This is a genomic window from Povalibacter sp., from assembly GCF_036735925.1.
Taxonomy (GTDB): domain Bacteria; phylum Pseudomonadota; class Gammaproteobacteria; order Steroidobacterales; family Steroidobacteraceae; genus Steroidobacter.
The window spans coordinates 1-21132 of record NZ_DAINNK010000082.1 but is presented as its reverse complement, the minus strand read 5'-3'; the positions used below and the strand labels follow the sequence as shown (position 1 = coordinate 21132).

The following is a 21132-nucleotide window of genomic DNA, read 5'->3' as shown; positions in this document are numbered from 1 at the left end:
CGCGCCAGGTAGTGTTCGTCGACGAGCGCAGTCACCTTGAATCCATCGACCTGATCGATCTGTCCGAGCCGCTGCCCCGGCGACTTCGATTCACCCTGGTGAGCGTCGAGCGACGTGAGATGCCCGGCGAGCGGCGCCTTGACCACCAGGTTGTCGAGATTCTGGCGCGCGAGTGCCAGATTGGCGTTCAGACCGGTGATCGTGAGGTCGAGTTGCCGGATCTGCTCGCGCAGCAGCGACTCGTCGACCTGCGCCGCATGCGCGAGTTCGCGCTCGTGGCGCTGCAGGCGCTGCAGCCCGAGACGCGCATCCTCGATATCGGCGCGACGAATGGCGCCGCCCGTCCCAAGCGATTCCAGCCGCGCCAGCTGTTGCGCCGCCTGCTCGATCTGGAAGCGCACGTCGATCAGCTCGCGCGCATGCGCAAGGCGCGTCTGCTCGAACAGCAAGCGGGTGCTGGTGAGACGGTTGAGCTGTTCCGACAACTGCGCCTCGCTGTTGATCACCTGCAATTGCAGATGGGTGTTGTTCAATCGGACGAGCGGCTGACCGGTGCTCACCATCACTCCCTCCTCCACCAGCACCTGCGCGACCTGCCCGCCGTCGACCGCATCGAGATAGACCGTCGCCCGCGGCTGGACGATGCCCGTCACGGGAATGTAGTCGTGGAATGCCGCGGATCGCACCGGCGACAGCACCAGCCGCTCGCCCTCGATGCGCAGCGTACGCGTCGATCCATAGCGCACATAGCCGAAGGCGACGGCGCAGATCGCCGCGAACACCAGCAGACCTGCGACCACGCGCGCCCGGGTGAATCGCGGCGTGCGCACGCGCCGGTCCATCGGCGACATCTCCGCCGTATCGTCCCGGTCATGTGGGTCATTTCGGACCGACGCCAGCCGCATATCGTTCGCACACTGTGTTATCTACGTAATACAGTACTACGATAAGACGATGGCGCGCAACGCCGCGTCGGGGTATGTTGGCCGCGCCGTCCCAGGTTCTCCCCTATGAAACGCACTGCTTCCTTTCCGCAATGGCACGACGATCTGCCGATCTACCGGCAGCTGATGGAGCTGCTCGTCGGCCGCATCCTCGACCAGACGTATGCAGAAGGGGAGATGCTGCCGTCGGTGCGGCAGCTCGCCAGCGATTGCGATGTCAACCCGCTGACGGTGGCGAAGGCCTACAAGGAGCTGGCGCGCGACGGGCTCACCGATCGCCTGCGCGGCGAGGGGCTCATGGTGCGCAAGGGAGTGCGCGAAGCGCTGCTGCGCCGCGAGCGCAACAAGTTCATGAAGGAGGAATGGCCGGTGCTGCGCGCCCGTCTCAGGCGGCTCGGCATCGACCTCGAAACGCTGCAGGAAACCTTCGACGATTGACGGCGGGACCCGTCCCTCCCCCATTGCACGGGAGAGGGACGCGGCGAATCAGTGCCTGGTCTTTTCCGCCTTGCTCTTCCTCTTCAGGTCGGCGCGATGCGCGCGCTCGTAGGTCTGGATGTCCTTGAAGCGTCCGTTCTTGTCACGGACCGCGTAGAGCTTCTTGCCGGCGGTGCTGCGATGAGTCGTGCGGAACGTCATGAATCGGTCCTCCGGAGATCGGCGATGAGTGCGGATGCACCGTAGGGCGAATACACCCGCTTCGCCGCGAGGGTCAATTGCGGTAATCGAGATGGAGGATTCCAGTCGATGCCCCCACCCCGGCCCTCCCCCGCTTCGCGGAGGAGGGGGACGGAAGGTCACCACCGGTTCGATCGTTGCAGTCCACTAGCTCTTCTTGCCGAACAACGCGTCGAGCTCCGCCCGCGCCTTGTCGGCAGCCGAAGGCTGCGCGGCCGGCGCACCACCGAACAGCGCATCGAGCTGCGCCCTGGCCTTCGCCGCCTCGTCCTGCGGCGTACTCGAGTAGGCGTCGGGCCGTGGCTTGAAGTAGTCGCAGAAGTTGGCGCGTTCCTTGTCCTTCACTTCTTCCGCGATCGGCTCGCGACAATGCTTCGCGACGCTCGTGCTGTACCACTCGCACATCCTGCAGACGTGCAGTTCCGCGTGGCACTGCCGGCATTCTTCGAGGCGACGCAGCGGCAACGTGTAGTCGCCGAGGGAATTGCCGCATTTCCAGCAGACGAGGTCGGACATGGAATCTTAAGAGTAACCGCAAAGAACGCATAGAACGCAAAACAGGAAAGACCAGGAAATAACCGCAAAAAGCGCAAAAGGCGCAAAGGTCAGAAAAGAGGAATTCTTACTTTTGCGCCTTTTGCGCTTTTTGCGGCCATTCTCTTCTCCGAACTTTGCGTTCTATGCAGTCTTTGCCCCGTGGGATTCCCTTCGGTCACGGTTACTCCGATTTCCTCTGCTTCTCCGGCGTCGCAATCTCGTCGTACCCGCGGCCGACGAATTCGATCAGGCAGATGCCGTGGCCGAAGGGGTCGGCGAGCATCGCGATCTTGCCCCAGCTGTTGGAGCGCACGTTGCCTTCGAGGCGGGCGCCGGCATTGCGGGCCTTGTCGACGGCGGCTTCGACGTTGTCGACGACGAAGTCGAGATGGATCGGTGTCCAGTGACGCGCGTAGGAACGCAGGTGGCGGCTCGATGCGGATGCCACCGTGCCGTTCGGTTTCGCCAGCAGATAGATGGGCGCGTTGGCGCCGAGCAGTTCGACGGCGTCGTGGCCGAAGCGGCGGCCGACAGTGAGATCGAGCGCGCTGCAGTAGAACTGCGCGGCCTTCTTCAGATCGTCGACGTCGATATTGACCAGCAGCGACGCCACGTCAGTGCCTCGTGACGACGATCGGTGCGCCGCGGGTGATGACCATCGTGTGTTCGTACTGTGCCGAGCGCGTGCCCGGCGGTCCGAACAGCGTCCAGCCGTCGCTGGATTGTTCGACCATGGTCGTGCGCGTCGACAGGAAAGGCTCGATGGTGATCACCATGCCCTGTCGCAGCACGCGCCGGTCGGACGCGTCGTAGAACCCGGGAATGTGGCCGGGTTCCTCGTGCAACGCGCGGCCGACGCCGTGGCTGCCGAGATTGCGGATGATGTGGAAGCGATGCTGCTTCGCGACCTTCTCGATCGCGCGACCGATCTGGTTGATGCGATTGCCGGCGCGTGCCTCGCGCATCGCGCCTTCGAGTGCCTGCCGCGTGGCGTCGCACAGGCGCAGCGCGACGTCGTCGGCCGGCGGGACGACGCGCGTGCCGCCGGTGTCTGCGAAGTAGCCGTCGAGTTCCGCCGAGACGTCGACGTTCACGACATCGCCGGCTTCGATGCGTCGCGCTCCCGGAATGCCGTGCGCCGCTTCCTCGTTGATGCTGATGCAGGTCGCACCGGGGAAGTTGTAGGTGATCTTCGGCGCCGAGCGCGCACCGTGAGCTTCCAGCAGCGCGGCACCCTGGGCATCGAGTTCGGCCGTCGTCATGCCGGGCTCGATCTTTTCCAGCATTTCGTGCAGCACCAGCGACACGATGCGGCCGATGCGCCTGAGTCCGTCGAGATCTGACTCGGTTTCGATGGTCATGGAAGTCGTCGCCGCTGCGGAGGAAGGCGCGAGTGTGCAATCCGGCGGCAGCAGGGACAAGAGACGCAGGAGGGAGACAGAGAACGGATTCGGAGTTTCACACGGAGATCACGGAGGCCACGGAGGTCGGAAAAGAAGTTAAGAGTTTCCACGGGGGAGAAGAAAGGGAACACGGGGAGCACGGGGAAAGAAAATTTCTGTTCCGGGACCCCGTGTTCCCCGTGTCCCCTTTCTTCCCCCGTGGAAATTCTTCTCTCTTGATCTCCAGCTCCGTGCCCTCCGTGATCTCCGTGTGAAACTCCGGCTTCCTCAGGCCGCCGCGCCGTACTTCGCGTAGAGCCGCTGGAGACGGGAAATGGAACTGGAGGCCGCAAGAGACCGCATAAAAGAAGTTGCAGGAAGGACGGATTCTTCTGCCGATCTTTACCCTTCTTTTATGCGGTCTTTCGCGGCTCTCCGGCTCTCCTCTCCCTTCTCACTCGATCGCGCGGCTGCGTTCCGGCATCTCGTAATCGAGCTGGCGCGCTTCGACTTTGCGGCCTTCGATGCCGTAGTAGATGAGATAGGCGAGACCGATGCCGAGGCAGACGAGGCCAGGCAGCGCAGGGAAATCGCCGTCGATGCGCATGGAGATCAGCAGCGCGATGCCGATGAACGTCCACACGAGTCCCGGCAGCAGCGAGGTGCGGCGGTTGCGACGGCGTCCGTCGATCAGTTCGATCGGCAGCGGCGGAATGTCCATGCCGCGTTCGATGGCCGCCATGCGCTCGGTGTGGTGCAGTTCCATGAAGCGGCGGCGTTTGCGATAGCTGAGGATGATCCAGACGATGGCGGGAATGAAACCGACGCCGAAGGTGATGGCGACGATGGGAACCAGATCGTTGAGCATGGGGCGAGGCCTCGTTCGGTCGTGATCGGTGCGATGTTGGGGGTTCAGACGCGGCACCTGTTCGCAGGGTTGCACGTCGATCACCGACGCGTCGCATCGGTCGATCGCCGCGAACGGCCGGCGAACCGTGGACCGCGAAGGGAACCTCGTTGCTAGAGTGCGGATGGAGGGCTACCCCGAGCCCCTTCCCGCAACCTTTTGCCGCCACCGCACGTCACAACCCGCAATGACACTGGGTGCCGCTCCGCAAGCCGACAGCGATCTTCAGGCGCTGCTCCAGGTCAAGAAGTACCGCGAAGTGTTCGCGTTGTTGGTGCCGCGTTACCGGGACAAGGTTTTCCGTTTGTCATTCAGCATGTTACGCAACCACGCCATGGCCGAGGACATCACCCAGGACGTCTTCCTGCGGGTGTGGCGTGCCCTGCCGGGGTTCGCCGGCCAGTCGTCGCTGTCGACGTGGATCTATGCGATCACCCGCAATGCGTGTCTGTCGGAACTGCGCAAGAAGCGGCCGACGGTGTCCATGAATGGCGATGCGGACGAGTACGACGCCGAAGTGGCTGCGCTGGCCGCACCTGATCCCGACGACTCGGCGACGGTCAGCGTCGGGCAGCTGCTCGACCAGTTGCCCGAGCGCTACCGCCAGGCCGTCACGCTGTTCTATATGGAAGACAAATCCTACGAACAGACGGCCGAGAGCCTCGGGCTGCCGCTGGGCACGGTCAAAGCCTTGCTTCACCGTGCCCGCAAGCGCCTAATCGAATTGACGCGCGAGTCGGAAAGAACCGTCTCCGCCTGATGACCGCCATGACCACGACACCCACATCGACTCAGAACCCCGCCGAACACCATCTCGAATGGAACGATCGGCTGCAGGACTGGCTGGATGGCGATATCGATCCCGCCGATGGCGATCTCTTCGCAACGCATCTGCGCGACTGCGTGCTGTGCAAGGAACGCGTCGAGGAATTCTCGACGCTCGAAACCGCGTTGTTCGCAGCGAATCCGGCGCCATCCCTGAACGATTCGTTCGATGCACGGCTGTTCGCACAGATCGGCTCGGTGAACGAAGCCCAGCGCGCCGCGGCGCGCCAGCGAGTCGAACAGGAATTGCAGGAAAACCTGCAGGCGCTGTCGCGCAGCTGGCGTCGTACCTGGGCGTTCGTGATTCCCGGCATGATCGGTGGCGTGCTGCTCGCGTTCGCGCTGGTCGGCTCGTTCGATGCCGCAGAAGTCACTGCGAAAATCGCCGGCGATCAGTTCGCGAACATGGGATCGCTGCAGACGATCCTCACTGGACTGATGGGCGCAGCCCTCGGCGGCTTCATGTCGGGCTGGCTGGCAAAGGTGGCGGACTGATCCGTCTCTTCCTGTGGGGCCGGCTTCAGCCGGCCTTCCCGGAGTCAGGCTAAAGCCTGACCTACAGTAGAAGTAGAATACGCGCCGTTCTCCCAACGGCCCACCAACAACAATCATGCATTCGCGCTCCGTCCCGGACGCCCCGGCAACCGATCGGCCGGCCGCGAATAACAAGCTCGTTCTCACCGCGCTCGGTGTCGTCTTCGGCGACATCAGTACCAGTCCGCTGTACGCGTTGCGCGAGTGCTTCAGTCCCGATCACGGCATCGCGGTCAATCACGCCAACGTGCTCGGCCTGCTGTCGCTGATCCTGTGGTCGCTGATCCTGGTCATCTCGGTGAAGTACGTGACCATCGTGCTGCGCGCCGACAATCGAGGCGAAGGCGGCGTGCTGGCGCTCAGCACCTTGCTGTCCAACGCGAGCCGCGACTGGCGCGTGTGGGGACCGGTGAGCGCGGTCGGCCTGTTCGGTGCGGCGCTGTTTTTCGGCGATGGCTTCATCACGCCGGCCATCTCGGTGCTGAGCGCCATGGAAGGTCTCGAAGTCGCGACGCCGCGTCTCGAACACTTCGTCGTGCCCGGCGCGCTGGCGATCCTCACGCTGCTGTTCCTGGTGCAGAAGCGCGGCACGGGCGCGATGGGCCGCATGTTCGGACCGGTCACGCTCATCTGGCTGATCACGCTGGCGCTGCTCGGCGTGCGCTGGATCGTCACCGCGCCGGGTGTGCTGCTGGCGCTCAATCCCTGGCACGCCGTGATGTTCTTCGTGCACAACGGCGCGGCCGGATTCTTCGTGCTCGCTTCGGTGTTTCTCGCCATCACCGGCGGCGAGGCGCTGTACGCCGACATGGGTCACTTCGGCCGCTCGCCGATTCGCCGCGGCTGGTTCTGGGTCGTGCTGCCGGCGCTGGTGCTCAACTACTTCGGTCAGGGCGCGCTGCTGCTCGGCAATCCCGATGCGATCACCAATCCCTTCTACAACCTCGCGCCCGGCTGGCTGCTGCCGTTCCTGATCATTCTCGCCACCGCGGCAACCGTCATCGCGTCGCAGGCCGTCATTTCCGGCGTGTTCTCGGTGACGCGTCAGGCGCTGAACCTCGGTTACCTGCCGCGGCTGCGCATCGAGCATTCTTCCGAACACGAGATCGGCCAGGTGTACGTGCCGATGGTCAACTGGGTGCTGTTCGTCGGCACGTTCACGCTGGTGCTGGCGTACCAGTCGTCGAGCGCGCTGGCCGGTGCGTACGGCATCGCGATTTCCAGCACCATGCTCATCGACGGCATCCTGGTCATCATGCTGCTGCGCGTGCGCCGGGAACCGCACTATCGTTTCTACGTGGGCGTGCTCGCGTTCATCGTGGCCATCGAGTTCGCCTTCTTCTCCGCCAATCTCTTCAAGCTCGATGACGGCGGCTGGCTGCCGGTGGCGGCGGCCGTCGTCGTCTACATCCTGATGAGCACCTGGCAGGAAGGACGGCGCACGCTCAACTGGCTGATCGCGCGCGAACAGATGCCGGTGCACGACTTCCTCGCGCTGCTGGAGAAGGAGTCACCGCACACTGTCGAAGGGACGGCGGTGTATCTCGCCAGCGAAGCCGGCGGCATGCCGCGCGCACTGCTGAACAATCTGCGTTTCAACCGCGTCATGCATCAGCGCAACATCCTGCTGACGTTCGTGCGGCCGGAAGTGCCGTACGTGCCGCCCGAAGAACGCATCGAAGTACAGACGCTCTCGCCCGCGCTGTGTCGCGTGATCGCACGCTACGGCTTCATGGAAACGCCGAACGTCGTCGTCACGCTGCGCGCGGCGGAGGAAAAGGGCATCGCGTACGAACCCGAACAGACGGTGTACGTCGTCGGTCGCGAGAATCCGGTGTTCGCCACCGGCTCCGGCATGCCGCTGTGGCGCAAACGGCTCTTTGCCTACATGGGCCGCAACAGCCAGCTCGCCGCCATCCACTTCGGCGTGCCGTCGCATCGGCTGCTGGAGGTGAGCAGCCAGGTGAGGATGTGAGGAGAAAGGCGGTTGGCTGCTGGCGGCTGGCCAGAGGAGGAAGCAGCTGCACGGACGCAGTGCAATCTGACGAGCGGATGCACCGTTACTGCTTCTGGCCAGCCGCCAGCAGCCAGCAGCCCTAATTCAGCAACTCCGCCATCTCCAGCACCGACTTCGCTACCTCACCCATGCGGCGGTTGCGTTCCATCGCCATGCGCCGCAACGTGTGATACGCCTCGTCCTCGCTCAGACCGCGGGCCTTCATCAGCAGACCCTTGGCGCGTTCGACGAACTTGCGCTCGGCGAGTTTCTGCTGCGCCACGTTCAGTTCGCTGCGCAGGTCGGTCATCAGCTCGAAGCGGGCCAGCGCCACCTGCAGGATGGCGGGGACGCGCGCAGCGTTCAGTCCATCAACGACATACGCCGAAGCGCCGGCGCGCACGGCGCGGCTGATGCTCTGTTCGGAAGGATCGCTGGCGAAAATCACCAGCGGCAGGGGCTTTTCGCCCATCGCATCGATGATGCGATCCAGCAGATCGATGGGGGGAGACCCGGTTTCGAGCACGATGGCATCGGGTCGCGCTTCGTCCATCGGCGGAAACGGATCATCCGGCCCGGCGATATCCGCCGCCTCATGACCCGCCAGCAACAGCCCCCGACGCACGATGTCCGCCCGTTCGGACGACTCGGCAATGACCAGTACACGCACGCTTTGCGACCGAAGTGGTTGGGATGGTCGGGAGGTGCAAGGAGAGTGCCAGTCCGAACCCTATTCCGCCTCCAGCCTCGGCCCCGGATCGATGAACGACCTTGCCAGCCCGACGAACGCCGGCAGTTCCGTCCTGATCAGATACACCGGCACCGCACTCAGGTACTCCGCATAACGCCCCTTGTCTTCGAAGCGGTCGCGGAACGGCGATGCCTTGAACAATCGGCCGAGGTGCGGCACGACGCCGCCGCCGATGTACAGGCCGCCGACGGCGCCGAGCGTGAGGACGAGGTTGCCCGCCATCGTGCCGAACAGCGCACAGAACATGCTCACCGCTTCCATGCAGCGTGCGCAGGAACTCTCGTTGGCGCGCCGCGTGATTTCCTTTGGCGTCAGGGTGTCGGGCACCTTGCGTTCGATCACGCTGATGGCTTCGTAGAGATTCACGAGGCCGGGGCCGGAGATCACGCGTTCAGCCGAGACGTGCGAGAAGCGCTGGTGAAGTTGCCGCAGCACGGCCATCTCGCGCTCGTTCATCACGGAGAGCGTCGCGTGACCGCCCTCGCCCTGCAGCGGAATGAAATGCGGACCGGCGGGAATCAGTCCGGAGACGCCGAGTCCGGTACCCGGGCCGATGAGCGCGATCGGCGCGTTGGCGACGGGACGTCCGCCGCCGATGGCTTCGAGTTCGTGTTGCGGCAGATGGCGCACGGCCATCGCGAGCGCGGTGAAGTCATTGAGAAAGATCATGCGCGACAGCCCGAGCTGCTGGCGCACGCGTGCGGCGGAGAACTGCCACACGTGATTCGTCATGCGAATGAGGTCGCCGGTGATCGGACCGGCGATGGCGACGGCGGCCTCCTGCGGACGCTTGCCCTTCGCCGTCGCGCCGACCTGTTGCAGATAGTGTTCGGCTGCGGCGACGACGTCCGGATAGTCGGCGCATTTCAGGACGATCTCGTCGCGATGCTCCTGTCCTTCCAGCAGGGCGAAGCGGGCATTGGTGCCGCCGATGTCGGCGATCAGTCGCGGTGCGGTTTCAGGGCGCCCAGTAGACATCAACCGGCACCTCCTTCTGATGCAGGATGGCGCGCACCGGCAGCTCCGCCGCCGAGCCGGGCATGCGTGCCCGCTGATAGACCTGCCATTTCGATTCCCCCTCGATGTGCAAAATGATCCGCCGCGCATCCAGCAGCGCCGCCAGATTCAGGCTGACGCGCGCATGCGGCGCTTTCAGTGCATTCACCGCGACACAACCGGGCGCCGCCGCCGGATCCAGCGCCTTCGCCAGCGCCAGCGACCCGGGGAACAGCGACGCCGTATGGCCGTCCTCGCCCATGCCGAGCAGCACGACATCGAACGGCCGCGGCACGCGGCTGAGTGCACGCCACGACCAGTCCGCACCGGCTTCGGGCGTGGGCGCGGGATTTTTCAGTCCCACGAAGTGCGCCTCGGCCGCGAGATCCGCCGCCAGCTGCTCGCGCATCATGCGTTCGTTGCTGGATTCGGCATTCGTTTCGACCCAGCGTTCATCCGCCAGCGTGATCCATACTTTCGACCACGCGAGCTTTTCCGTCCGCAGTTGCTGAAACAACTTGAGCGGCGTGCGGCCGCCGGACACCACCAGGCTCGCCGAGTTGCGTACGCCGATCGCCTCTTCCAGATCGACCCGGATTTCTCCGGCGAGCGCATGCGCCAGCGCCGTGGCATCCGGAAAACGATGTTCGTGAACCCAGCGGGTTGGCATAGGAATGACGCGGCAGGCGAGATTTCCGGGAGCTTACGCCATCCAGCCGCGGGAATCCCAGAACCAGAGTTTCACACGGAGTTCACGGAGATCACGGAGAAATAAAGAGGAAAGAATTCTCCACGAGGGAAGAAAACTTCTTTCCCTTAAGACCCCGTGTTCCCCATGGAAATTCTCTTCTTCCGACCTCCGTGTTCTCCGTGAACTCCGTGTGAAACATTCTTCCTCTTACAGCTCGTTGCTCCAGGCGAAGCCGTCGCGACCGATGAGCGCGCTCGCAGCCGCCGGGCCCCAGCTGCCGGCGCTGTAGGACTTCGGCGTTTCGTCATACCGCTGCCAGGCTTCGCGGATCGGATCGATCCATTGCCAGGCGGCATCGAGTTCGTCGCGGCGCATGAACAGGGTGAGGTTGCCCTTGATGACGTCGGTCAGCAGGCGCTCATACGCATCGAGCATGCGGGTCTTGAACGTCTCGCTGAAATCGAGGCCGAGGCTGACGGGCTTGAGACGCATGCCTTCGCCGGGACTCTTCGCCAGCACGCTGAGCGTGATGCTTTCGTCGGGCTGCAGTCGGATGACCAGCCGGTTGAGCGCGTGGACCTTGTCGGGACGTTCGTAGATCGACACGGGGATGTCTTCGAACGTGATGGCGATTTCCGACATCTTTTCCTGCAGCCGCTTGCCGGTGCGCAGGTAGAACGGCACGCCGGCCCAGCGCCAGGAATCGATCTCGCATTTCAATGCCACGAACGTTTCGGTGTTGCTGTCGGCCGGCACGTCCTTCTCGGCGAGATAGCCGACGACGGGCGTGCCGTCCACGGCGCCCGACTTGTACTGGCCGCGCACCGTCTTGGTGAGCACTTCGCGGCCGTGCAGCGGCCGCAGCGCGCGCAGCACCTTGAGCTTTTCGTCGCGCATCGCATCGGCATCGCCGGTCTGCGGCGGCTCCATCGCGATGATGCACAGCAGTTGCAGCAGGTGGTTCTGCACCATGTCGCGCAGCGCGCCGGTCTGGTCGTAGAACTGGGCGCGGCGTTCGACGCCGAGATTCTCGGCGACCGTGATCTGCACGTGCTGGATGCGGCCGCGCTTCCACAGCGGTTCGAACAGCAGGTTGCCGAAGCGCAGCGCCATGAGGTTCTGCACCGTTTCCTTGCCGAGGTAGTGATCGATGCGAAAGATCTGCTGCTCGCTGAAGATGGCGCCGACGCGCTCGTTGATCAGCGCCGACGAAGCGCGATCCTCGCCGAGCGGCTTTTCCAGCACGACGCGCGAGGCCGGCGTGACCAGCTTGTGGCGCGCGAGACCTTCGCAGATCGGCGCAAACAGGAACGGGGCGGTCGAGAGAAAGAAGGGGCGGACATTGGCCTCGCGGCCCTTGAGGCAGGCGGTCAGCGCTTCGAAATCCGCATCGACGTTGGCATCGATCTTGAAGTAGTGAACCTGCCGGGCGAATTGCGTCCACTGCGCCTCATCGAATTCGTCGCCGACATGCGATCGACAGCTCGCCTCGACCTGGGCCAGGTATTCCTCGCGCGAAGCGTCGCTGCGGGCGACGCCGATGATGCGCGAGTCCGGCGTGAGCTGGCCGGCGAGCTGCCGCCGGTAGAGCGCCGGCAGCAGCTTGCGCAGCGCCAGATCGCCGGTGCCGCCGAAAAGAACCAGATCGAACGTATCGAGCTTCTGCATGGATGACCTGTGATGAACGATGAGTCCCCCGGAATCGACGTTACCGCTCGCGACGACGCGTCGCAAACGAGCCGTGGAGGATTCAACCGATTTCTGGGAGTCAATCCCGTGAATTCGTATTCACTCATGCTGGTGCAGCGACCGTCCGCGGACGAACGGTTTCAGTGCGCGGATTGGTATTCCGGAATCCGGAAATGGCGTGAAAAGTGCGTTGCAACGCGTTTCGACCGCGCGGGTGCGATCGGAAAGTCGAGTCTCTACAATCGCCCCTCCCATCCCATCGCCGTCGATCCGACGAGGAGTAACCCGCTTTGAGCGCGCTGCACGAACGAGTCCGAGACGTCACGACCAGGATTCGCGGACGCAGTGTCGGCACGCGCGCCGACTATCTGGCGCGCATGGACGAGGCACACAGCCGCAACGCCACGCGCGCCGGACTGTCCTGCACGAACCTGGCTCACGGGTTCGCCGCATCGGACGCGACGGACAAGGAAGCGCTCAAGCAGATGCGCTGGCCGAACCTGGCCATCGTGTCCTCCTACAACGACATGCTGTCGGCGCATCAACCGCTCGAACGCTATCCGCAGCTCATCAAGCTCGCGGCGCGCGAGGCTGGCGCGGTCGCGCAGTTCGCCGGCGGCGTGCCCGCGATGTGCGACGGCGTGACGCAGGGCCAGCCCGGCATGGAGCTGTCGCTGTTCAGTCGCGACGTGATCGCGATGTCCACGGCGATCGCGCTCTCGCACAGCATGTTCGATGCCACGCTGTGCCTGGGCGTGTGCGACAAGATCGTGCCGGGCCTGTTGATGGGCGCGCTGACGTTCGGCCATCTGCCGACGGTGTTCGTGCCGGCCGGTCCGATGCCGACGGGCATTCCCAACAAGGAGAAGGCGCGCATCCGCCAGTTGTTCGCCGAAGGCAAGGTCGGCCGCGACGCCCTGCTCGAATCCGAAGCGCAGAGCTATCACTCCGCCGGCACCTGCACTTTCTACGGCACCGCCAACAGCAATCAGATGCTGATGGAAGTGATGGGTCTGCACCTGCCCGGCGCGGCCTTCGTGCCGCCCAATACGCCGTTGCGCGATGCATTGACGAGCGCCGCCGCCATTCGCGCGGCGCGGATGACAGCGCTCGGCGAGTCTTATCTGCCGCTCGCGCGGACCATCGACGAACGCGCCATCGTCAATGCCATCGTCGGATTGCTCGCGACGGGCGGCTCGACCAATCACACGCTGCACCTGGTCGCGATGGCACGCGCCGCCGGCATCATCATCAACTGGGATGATTTCAGCGAACTGTCGGACGTCGTGCCGCTGCTGACCCGCATCTATCCGAACGGCAGCGCCGACGTGAATCACTTCCACGCCGCCGGCGGCATGGGTTTCCTGATCCGCGAACTGCTGTCGGCCGGGCTCATGCACGGCGACACCCTCACGATCATGGGAACCGGCCTCGCCGCATACGCGCAGGAACCGTGGCTGTCACCGGATGGCCTGGCATGGCGCGACGCGCCTGCGGTCAGCGGCGACACGGAAGTGCTGCGCCCGGTGAGCGATCCCTTCGGCAGCGACGGCGGCCTGAAGCTCCTGCACGGCAATCTCGGCCGCGCCGTCATCAAGACATCGGCCGTGCAGCCGCACCATCGCGTGGTCGAAGCGCCGGCCGTCGTGTTCGACGATCAGGGCGATGTGATGAAGGCGTTCAAGGCCGGGCAATTGAACCGCGACTGCGTCGTCGTCGTGCGCTACCAGGGTCCGCGCGCCAACGGCATGCCCGAGCTGCACCAGCTCACGCCCGCGTTGACGTCGCTGCAGAGCAAGGGCTTCAAGGTCGCACTGGTCACGGACGGCCGCATGTCGGGCGCGTCGGGCGCGGTGCCTGCGGCGATCCATCTCACGCCCGAAGCGCTGGCCGGCGGCCCGCTCGGCCGCGTGCAGGACGGCGATCTGATCACGCTCGACAGCTACCAGGGCATTCTCGAAGCGCGCGTCGATGCGGATGTGTTCGCGCGGCGCAGCGTCGCGATCCCCGACCTGAGTCGCAACCAGCACGGCGTCGGCCGCGAGTTGTTCGCCACTTTCCGCGCCGCCGCCGGGGATGCGGAGAGGGGCGCGATGGGAAGCATGTAAGCTCCCTCCACTTTCACATCACGTCGAACTACACGTCATGTCCATCCGCGCCACGCTCGCCCTCGCTCCCGTCATTCCCGTCATCGTCATCGAGAAGATCGAACACGCGGTGCCGCTCGCACAGGCGCTGTGTGCCGGCGGGCTGCGCGTGCTGGAAGTCACGCTACGCACGCCGGCCGGATTGCCGGCCATCGAAGCGATGCGCAGGGCCGTGCCGGAAGCGGTCGTCGGCGTCGGCACGATGACCAAACCGGAAGACTTCGCGACTTCCGCGAATGCCGGCGCGCAGTTCGGCGTGACGCCGGGACTCACCGAAGCACTCGCCGCCGCCGCGAAGAAGGCGCCGTTCCCGCTACTGCCCGGCATCATGACGCCGAGCGAACTGATCGCCGGACTCGGCTGGGGCTTCGACACGTTCAAGCTGTTCCCGGCACAGCAGGCGGGCGGCGTGAACATGCTGAAGGCGCTGGGCGGCCCGTTCCCCGATGTCGTGTTCTGTCCCACCGGCGGCATCACGCGGGCGACGGCGCCGGAATTCCTCGGGCTGCCGAACGTGGCCTGCATCGGCGGCTCGTGGGTCGCGCCGAACGAGAAGGTGCGCGCGGGCGACTGGAAAGGAATCGAGGCACTGGCGCGCGATGCGGCGGCATTGCCGCGGGCGCGCAAGTAGCGCTCGCAGCTTCGTCCCGCCATTGACCCGACCGCAAGCCGATCCGGCTTGCCGATCCGGTTCAGCATCTCCCCGATCCGCCGAGCCGGCTCGATCAATCATCAGCTGCTCCTTCAGCAATCGCGTATCGTTGCCCGCTTGCGCGAAGCTGGGTGTTCCGTTTGGCTGTTTCGACACTACGACCTATGAGCTGGAAATCTGAACTGGATGAACTGGAGCGGCGCCGGCAGCTGGCCATGCAGATGGGAGGCGAGGAAGGAATCGCTCGACAGCATTCCCAGGGCAAGCTGACGGTACGCGAAAGACTGGAGCGCCTGCTCGATCCCGGAACGCTGCAGGAATTCCGCACGCTGGTGGGCAGCGCGACGTACGACGGCGAGCAGCTGACCGGCTTTTTGCCAAAGCCTTCGGTGGAGGGGTTCGGACGCATCGGCGGCCGCAAAGTCGTCGTGAACGGCGGTGATTTCACGGTGCGCGGCGGCGCCGCCCGCGAGATGGGCGGCCTCGGGAATGAACTCTCTGCCACCGAACGCGCCATGGAGTGGCGGTTGCCGTACGTGCGCTTGCTCGACGCCGTCGGCGGTAGCGTGCGTTCCTTCGAGACGCTCGGGCGCACCTATCTGCCCGATGGGAATCTCTGGTCTGCGCAGGAGGTGAAACTGCTCAACAGCAGTCCCGTCGTTTCGGCCGTCATGGGATCGGTGGCTGGACTACCGGCGATCAATGCCTGCATCGCGCACTTCAACCTGATGGTCAAAGACACCAGTCAGCTTTTTCCGGGCGGCCCGCCGGTGGTGAAGGCGGCGCTGGGCTACAAGATCTCGAAGCAGGAACTGGGCGGCGATCAGATCCATACGCGCGTCAGCGGCGCCGTCGACAACCTCGCGCAGACCGAGGATCAGGCGCTGCAGATGATTCGCGATTTTCTGGGTTTTCTGCCCGCCAACGTGTGGGAGATGGCGCCGCGCGCCCCCTGCCCGGACGCCGTCAACCGGCGCGAAGAATCGCTTCTCAGCCTGGTGCCGCGCGATCGGCGCCAGAGTTTCGACAGCCACCGCATCATCGATGCCGTATTCGATCGAGGCAGTTTCTTCGAGATTGCGCCGCTTTACGGGCGTTCGCGCATCACCGGGCTTGCCCGCATCAATGGCTACCCCGTGGGCGTGATGGCGAACAACGCACTGCATCTCGGCGGCTCGACGGACGTGGCTGCCGGCAACAAGGTGATTCGTCTCATCCAGCTCTGCGATGTGTTTCACCTGCCCATCGTGAGCTTTGCGGACGAGCCCGGTTTCATGGTGGGCGTGGAATCCGAACTGGCCGGCATCGAACGCGCCGGCGCGCGCCTGGTGCAGACGGTTTGCGAAAGCCGCGTGCCCTGGATCACGTTCGTGGTGGGCCGCCTGTATGGCGTCGGCGGGCAGTGTCATCACCGCCCGAGCGGCATGTTTCGCCGCTACTGCTGGCCCTCGGCGACCTGGGGATCGATGCACATCGTCGGCGGCGCGTCGGCAGCCTATCGACGCGAGATCGAATCGGCCGCCGATCCGCACGCGAAGCTTGCGGAAATTGAAGCGCGGCTCAAGGCGCTGTCATCGCCCTTTCTCACTGCCGAAGCCACGGGCCAGGATCTGATCGACCCGCGCGACACGCGATCATTGCTCGCCGACTTCGTCGAGGATGCTCAGGCAATACTGCGCACGCAGCTGGGACCGCCGGTGGTGGCGTATCGTTTGTGAAGCTCGCATCCGCTGCTGCGTAGCCGCTTTCAGTGAAGTGACGCACGGCCCCGCGCCATAAATGCCGGCCGCAAACGTTGCTTGCTCATTGCTCTCTGCTGGGCTTAAATCCATCGCCCGGTGGTGTTCACGATTCCGTGACCGCTCCAGCGATCGGCTTCGATCGATCTCGCATTGCAAGCAGGGCAACTGCGCCGAGGTCGGGAAATCGATAATCAGAAGATGGCAAATTTATTTTGATGATTCTGCAGGAGTCTCGATGACTATGTCGTTGCGTTCGTGGCTGGGGCTGACGTGCTCGGCCGCCGCTTTGCTGGTTCTGGGTTGCGCGTCGTCTGGCCGGCAGGAGTCGGCGCCCGCTGGCGCATCGAGCGCGCCGGCAACGTCGCAGGCCGCGAGCGCGGGTTCGCCGCCGGCAGGCAACGACGCTCATCCGGGCAAGGCCATCTACGATCGCGTGTGCGCCGCCTGCCACAACAATCCCGAAGCCACGCGTTCGCCGGGGCTCGACGCACTGCGCAAGATGCGTTTCTCGAACATCAACCATGCCCTGGTGGAAGGCAAGATGAAGCTCCAGGCCGCGAGCCTGAGCGACGCCGAGAAAAGATCGGTGGCCGACTATCTGGCCGGCGCGGAACAGGCGAATGACGCCTGGATCGCGAAGATGATGTGCCCGGCCGATCGTCGCGCCGTGGATCTGAGTGCGGCCGCAAACGTTTCGGGCTTCGGTTTCGATCCGCACAATCACCGTCACCTGACGCAGGCACAGGCGGGATTGAAGACCGCCGACTTTGCGAATCTCGAACTCGCCTGGGCGCTGGCATTCCCGCGCGCGACGATGATGCGCGCGCAGCCGGCCGTCGTCGGCAACACCTTGTTCCTGCCCGTGGCCGAAACCCTGCAGGTGTACGCGATCGACATCAGCCAGCGCGAGCCCTGCCTCAAGTGGGTCTACAACAGTGCCTCGCCGTTGCGCTCGGGCGCGGCGTACGGCGAGATTGCCGGACGCAAAGTGATCGTCGTCAACGATGCCGGTGCGACCGTTCATGCCATCGATGCGCTGACCGGCGCCGGGCTGTGGACGCAGTCGGTGCGCCTGTTCCCGATCTCGATCGGGACCGGCACGCCGATCATCCACGACGATCGCGTCTACGTACCCATTTCCCAGTACGAGATCTCGCTGGCCCACGTCGACAGTTTCGAGTGCTGCAAGACACATGGCGGCGTCACCGCGCTCGACGGCAGGACGGGAGAGAAACTGTGGACGATGCATCCGATGCCGGATGCCAAACCGGTTCGGGACCGCGGCGACGGCAAGATGATCTGGGGTCCTTCCGGCGCGCCGATCTGGAATTCGCCGGCGATCGATGCAAAGCGCGGGCTGCTGTACGTGGGCACGGGCGAGGCAACGTCGGAGCCTGCGACCGAAACGACGGATGCGATTCTCGCCGTCGACCTGAAGGACGGCTCGATTCGCTGGAGCTTCCAGGCCACCGCCAACGATATCTACCTGTCCGGCTGCGACACCTCCACGGTGCCGCCGGGCGCTCCGCCTCTGAAGCTGGGTTTGAATTGTCCGCCGCCCTATTCGGTGAATCGCGACGTCGACTTCGGCGCATCGGTGATACTCGGCAAGCTCAAGGACGGCCGCGAAATCCTGTTCGCCGGCCAGAAATCCGGCACGGTGTGGGCGCTGAATCCTGATACCGGCAAGCTCATCTGGCGGCAGGATGCCTTCGGCCCGGGCTCGTCCCTCGGCGGCATTCACTGGGGCATCGCGTTCGACGGCGAGCGCGTCTATGCGCCGATCAACTACGCGCACGGCTTCTACCCGTCGCCGGAAGCGCAGCACAAGGAAAAGCCCGGCAGCCTCTACGGGATCGATGCGGGCACCGGCAAGGTGCTGTGGTCATTCGCCGCCGAACCCGATTGCAGCGCGGAGCGCCAGACTCGCCTGCGCACGTGCGAGAACGTCGGCTTTTCCGGCGCACCGACCGTGATCGACGGCGCCGTCGCCCAGGGCGCGAACGACGGCTATCTGCGCGTGTTCGATGGCAAGAGCGGCGCCACGCTGTTCAAGTACGACACCGCGAAGAAATTCTCGACGGTCAACGGCGTTCCCGGAGAAGGCGGCGCGATCGACAACGCGACGATCGTCGCGGCCAACGGCCAGCTCTTCGTTTCATCGGGCTACGGCATGTTCGGGCAGCCGCCGGGGAATGTGTTGCTGGCGTTTCGACCGAAGGGACGTTGAGGTCGGTGGCGTCCCGGACGGGGCGAGGTCCATGGTTGATACACGATCAGGACATGAAAATCAGTTGGTTGGAAGAGGCGCGCCTACCGGAAGCGCGCCTCAATTCAGGACTGGATTCTCGATGTTCATGCTCTCGCGCGACCTTCGTCACAGGAACAAACCTGCCTTCCCAGGCGTGGTCCAATCATGGTCCATTCATGGTATGGTCGGATCCGGTGAACGGAGGGTCTCATGAATACTGCAGCCAGAATGCCAAGTGAGCGTCGGTCGCAGTTTGCGCCCCATATTGCGAGTGATGTGCTGGGGCTTTGGCGCGCAGGCGAGCCGGACTACAAAAAGATCGCCGACCTGGTGCAGCTCTCGAAGAAGGATCTGAGCAAGTTGGGAGGGGTCTCGCTGGCGTCAGTCCGTTTCGACCAGAGCATTCCGCAGGCCGTTGCTGAACGTCTGCGCGAGATCGCGAACATTGCCAACCTCGTGGGCGAGTTCTTTGAGGGCGACGTACACAAAGTTGGCCTGTGGTTCGAACTCGCGAACCCGCAGCTTGGCGGAGTATCGCCGCGTACGATGATTCGTGCGGGCCGCTACAAGCGGCTTCTGAACTTCGTACTTGAAGCCCGTGCGGCCGAAGAGGCTGCGACCGGTGCGAAGACGGCGGCGCGTGAGAAGAAGTAATTTCGAGATCGTTGGGCGCTTTGCCGGTGCCGCTTGACACGCAAGAAGGCATCCCGCAAACGATCGAAACTATCCGCTCGCCGCACATCGGCGGTACTGGATCAGTTTTCCGCTGCCGATCTTGACCGCTGGGACCAGTTGTCGCTGGCGGAGCAAACGTTTCACGATCGGATCTACTACGACCTCGAGCGCCAGCGCGCAGCGCATCACGATGCGCTGTGCAGAGCGTTGCGCGACGCCGATCCGGTGAGCGTTGAACTCGATCCGCCATGGTGTCGCGTCACGGACTGGACATGGAATCTCACGCCACTGTCTCCAGCCGGCAGCCTCCTGGGTATCGGCGGACGCTTCAACATCGGTCGACAGCTCGACCGCGCGCGCGGCCAAGCGTTCCCATGCTTGTACATTGCTCAAGACGAGGTGACCGCGCGGGCTGAAAAGTTCGGCAAACCGAGCATCGGTTCCGATCACATGCTTTCCGCCCATGATTTCGCTTTGCGTCGGGCCGATGCGTTCGTGACGTTTCCGCTGGAAGGTCGAGTCGACCTGGTGCTTGATTTGCGAGACCCGAAGCCGCTCAAGAAATTCGTCGACATCATCAAGAGGTTTCAGCTTTCGCCGGACACGATCAAGTTTGGCAAGGCAGCTGGATTCCCTGCGCGCTCGCTGATCACTACGACGCGCGAATTGCACAAGCGATTGCTGGCCGCACCGTCTGCGTGGCGTGCGGAACCGTCCAATCACGGCATTCCCGCGCCGAATCAGATATTCGGATACCTGGCGAAGGAAGCTGGGTTCGAGGCGCTGCTGTACCCTTCGCAGCAGGGCACACGTCTGTGTCTTGCGATCTTCAACGGGAACTTCGCTGGCTCGAATACCAGCTCACATATCCAGGTGCGCGGACTTCCTCCCGCTGGTGCGACTCATACGGTGCTCGACAGTCGCAATCTTTGCCTCTAGTTGACGCTGTGAATCATCGAGCGTCGGGCTGATTCCGGCGCTACGTTTTCATGTTCAAGCTTTCGACGAGCGTCTACGGGCCGCCAGGGACTTGGCACCGTTAATCAGTGCGACAACCAGGAAAATGGCCGCAATCATTCCGGCAATGACAGCAAGGAGCCCGACCGCGACCGCACCGATTCCTCCAATCATGTAAGCGATCACCACCGCAACGAGGGCGGCCACGCCGAAACCGATCGCAAGGCGCAGGCTGTCCTTCGCCTTGAGAGCGGCCCCCGAGGAGCCCTGCTCTCCGCCGTCTGCAAGACGTTTGTTTGCGTCGATCGCTTGTTGGGCAGACACCCCGACAACGGAAGTCGGCGGGCCCAGGCTGTTGCCGTAGGTGTGTTGATGGTTGTGATCGTCAAGAACGCCCATATCCGGCCTCCCGAGGTTGACGATCGACATTAGTCGGTTGCGCTGGGAATGTGCAATCGGTGTCGGGGCTTCGGCCGCTCTGTCAGTCACCGCTCATCGCGGCAACGAGCCTACGCCGCGCGTTATGCAGACGCGACCCCACCGTCCCGACCGGCACTCCGAGCACCTCCGCTGTCTCCTCGTGCGATAGCCCTTCGATCGCTACGAGCGAGAGTACGGTCCGCGCTTCCAGCGGCAGCTTGTCGAAGGCAGCCGCAAGCTCGGCCAGTGTCGCAGTGGCGTCCGCCGACTCGCTGCCGTGAAGCTGATCGAAGTCCAGGCCGAGTCCGGTCGCGGGTTGCTTCTTGTGCCTCACGGAGTGGCGGCCAGCAGTTCGCAG

22 protein-coding genes are annotated in these 21132 nt (G+C 64.2%); 10 read left to right on the top strand and 12 right to left on the bottom strand.

Annotated features, from left to right (window positions below):
* On the bottom strand, positions 1-842 hold an 842-nt coding region (locus tag V7D81_RS19360; RefSeq protein ID WP_324319344.1), incomplete at its 3' end, for an HlyD family secretion protein.
* A gap of 168 nt (positions 843-1010) precedes the next feature.
* On the opposite strand from V7D81_RS19360, the gene V7D81_RS19355 reads away from it, so the two are divergent.
* On the top strand, positions 1011-1382 hold the full coding sequence (locus V7D81_RS19355) for a GntR family transcriptional regulator (protein ID WP_324319341.1): 372 nt from the start codon (positions 1011-1013) through the stop codon (positions 1380-1382).
* A 48-nt stretch (positions 1383-1430) separates the two neighbouring features.
* Here V7D81_RS19355 and V7D81_RS19350 read toward each other — a convergent pair whose 3' ends face one another.
* From V7D81_RS19350 to V7D81_RS19330, 5 genes are all read right to left on the bottom strand, one after another.
* Positions 1431-1583 carry a hypothetical protein gene (locus V7D81_RS19350; RefSeq protein ID WP_324319339.1) on the bottom strand — a complete coding sequence of 51 codons (153 nt, stop codon included), beginning with the start codon at positions 1581-1583 and terminating at the stop codon, positions 1431-1433.
* A 186-nt stretch (positions 1584-1769) separates the two neighbouring features.
* Entirely contained in the window at positions 1770-2138 is a 369-nt protein-coding gene (locus tag V7D81_RS19345; protein WP_324319337.1) for a hypothetical protein, read from the bottom strand.
* A gap of 202 nt (positions 2139-2340) precedes the next feature.
* Positions 2341-2772 carry a VOC family protein gene (locus V7D81_RS19340; RefSeq protein WP_324319335.1) on the bottom strand — a complete coding sequence of 144 codons (432 nt, stop codon included), beginning with the start codon at positions 2770-2772 and terminating at the stop codon, positions 2341-2343.
* A 1-nt stretch (position 2773) separates the two neighbouring features.
* Positions 2774-3520: a type I methionyl aminopeptidase gene (gene map / locus V7D81_RS19335; protein WP_324319333.1), complete on the bottom strand. Its 747-nt coding sequence runs from the start codon at positions 3518-3520 to the stop codon at positions 2774-2776.
* A gap of 475 nt (positions 3521-3995) precedes the next feature.
* The gene (locus V7D81_RS19330) at positions 3996-4409 is read right to left on the bottom strand and encodes a DUF6249 domain-containing protein (RefSeq protein ID WP_324319331.1); all 414 of its coding nucleotides are present in this window, start codon (positions 4407-4409) and stop codon (positions 3996-3998) included.
* Between the two features lie 226 nt (positions 4410-4635).
* On the opposite strand from V7D81_RS19330, the gene V7D81_RS19325 reads away from it, so the two are divergent.
* The 3 genes from V7D81_RS19325 to V7D81_RS19315 all read left to right on the top strand — a co-directional run bounded on the left by V7D81_RS19325 (position 4636) and on the right by V7D81_RS19315 (position 7782).
* Positions 4636-5208 (top strand): RNA polymerase sigma factor, encoded by a 573-nt coding sequence (locus V7D81_RS19325; RefSeq protein WP_324319329.1) that lies wholly within the window; start codon positions 4636-4638, stop codon positions 5206-5208.
* An 8-nt stretch (positions 5209-5216) separates the two neighbouring features.
* Positions 5217-5768: an anti-sigma factor family protein gene (locus tag V7D81_RS19320; protein WP_324319327.1), complete on the top strand. Its 552-nt coding sequence runs from the start codon at positions 5217-5219 to the stop codon at positions 5766-5768.
* Positions 5769-5883: 115 nt separating this feature from the next.
* Positions 5884-7782, top strand: coding sequence for a potassium transporter Kup (locus tag V7D81_RS19315; RefSeq protein WP_324319325.1), 1899 nt, complete (start codon positions 5884-5886; stop codon positions 7780-7782).
* A 121-nt stretch (positions 7783-7903) separates the two neighbouring features.
* Here V7D81_RS19315 and V7D81_RS19310 read toward each other — a convergent pair whose 3' ends face one another.
* The 4 genes from V7D81_RS19310 to zwf all read right to left on the bottom strand — a co-directional run bounded on the left by V7D81_RS19310 (position 7904) and on the right by zwf (position 11909).
* The gene (locus V7D81_RS19310) at positions 7904-8473 is read right to left on the bottom strand and encodes an ANTAR domain-containing response regulator (protein ID WP_324319323.1); all 570 of its coding nucleotides are present in this window, start codon (positions 8471-8473) and stop codon (positions 7904-7906) included.
* Between the two features lie 60 nt (positions 8474-8533).
* The gene (locus tag V7D81_RS19305; RefSeq protein ID WP_324319321.1) at positions 8534-9532 is read right to left on the bottom strand and encodes a glucokinase; all 999 of its coding nucleotides are present in this window, start codon (positions 9530-9532) and stop codon (positions 8534-8536) included.
* Positions 9513-10220, bottom strand: a complete 708-nt coding sequence (gene pgl / locus V7D81_RS19300; RefSeq protein ID WP_324319319.1) for a 6-phosphogluconolactonase — start codon at positions 10218-10220, stop codon at positions 9513-9515. Before pgl ends, V7D81_RS19305 begins: the two co-directional genes overlap by 20 nt.
* 228 nt (positions 10221-10448) lie before the next feature.
* Complete coding sequence (gene zwf / locus V7D81_RS19295) at positions 10449-11909, bottom strand: glucose-6-phosphate dehydrogenase (protein ID WP_324319317.1); 1461 nt, start codon at positions 11907-11909, stop codon at positions 10449-10451.
* Positions 11910-12220: 311 nt separating this feature from the next.
* On the opposite strand from zwf, the gene edd reads away from it, so the two are divergent.
* The 6 genes from edd to V7D81_RS19265 all read left to right on the top strand — a co-directional run bounded on the left by edd (position 12221) and on the right by V7D81_RS19265 (position 20336).
* Positions 12221-14038 (top strand): phosphogluconate dehydratase, encoded by a 1818-nt coding sequence (gene edd / locus V7D81_RS19290; protein WP_349257695.1) that lies wholly within the window; start codon positions 12221-12223, stop codon positions 14036-14038.
* A gap of 37 nt (positions 14039-14075) precedes the next feature.
* The gene (gene eda, locus V7D81_RS19285) at positions 14076-14708 is read left to right on the top strand and encodes a bifunctional 4-hydroxy-2-oxoglutarate aldolase/2-dehydro-3-deoxy-phosphogluconate aldolase (RefSeq protein WP_324319315.1); all 633 of its coding nucleotides are present in this window, start codon (positions 14076-14078) and stop codon (positions 14706-14708) included.
* Between the two features lie 185 nt (positions 14709-14893).
* The gene (locus V7D81_RS19280) at positions 14894-16447 is read left to right on the top strand and encodes an acyl-CoA carboxylase subunit beta (protein ID WP_324319313.1); all 1554 of its coding nucleotides are present in this window, start codon (positions 14894-14896) and stop codon (positions 16445-16447) included.
* 259 nt (positions 16448-16706) lie between these two features.
* The gene (locus tag V7D81_RS19275; RefSeq protein WP_324319311.1) at positions 16707-18701 is read left to right on the top strand and encodes an outer membrane protein assembly factor BamB family protein; all 1995 of its coding nucleotides are present in this window, start codon (positions 16707-16709) and stop codon (positions 18699-18701) included.
* 231 nt (positions 18702-18932) lie between these two features.
* A complete protein-coding gene (locus tag V7D81_RS19270) occupies positions 18933-19376 on the top strand; it encodes a hypothetical protein (RefSeq protein WP_324319308.1) in 444 nt (147 codons plus the stop codon).
* A gap of 33 nt (positions 19377-19409) precedes the next feature.
* Positions 19410-20336, top strand: a complete 927-nt coding sequence (locus V7D81_RS19265; protein ID WP_324319306.1) for an RES domain-containing protein — start codon at positions 19410-19412, stop codon at positions 20334-20336.
* A 54-nt stretch (positions 20337-20390) separates the two neighbouring features.
* Here the strand turns inward: V7D81_RS19265 and V7D81_RS19260 are convergent, their stop codons facing one another.
* Together V7D81_RS19260 and V7D81_RS19255 are read right to left on the bottom strand one after the other, a co-directional pair.
* Positions 20391-20783 carry a hypothetical protein gene (locus V7D81_RS19260; RefSeq protein ID WP_324319305.1) on the bottom strand — a complete coding sequence of 131 codons (393 nt, stop codon included), beginning with the start codon at positions 20781-20783 and terminating at the stop codon, positions 20391-20393.
* A 52-nt stretch (positions 20784-20835) separates the two neighbouring features.
* On the bottom strand, positions 20836-21132 hold a 297-nt coding region (locus tag V7D81_RS19255), incomplete at its 5' end, for a sigma-70 family RNA polymerase sigma factor (protein WP_324319303.1).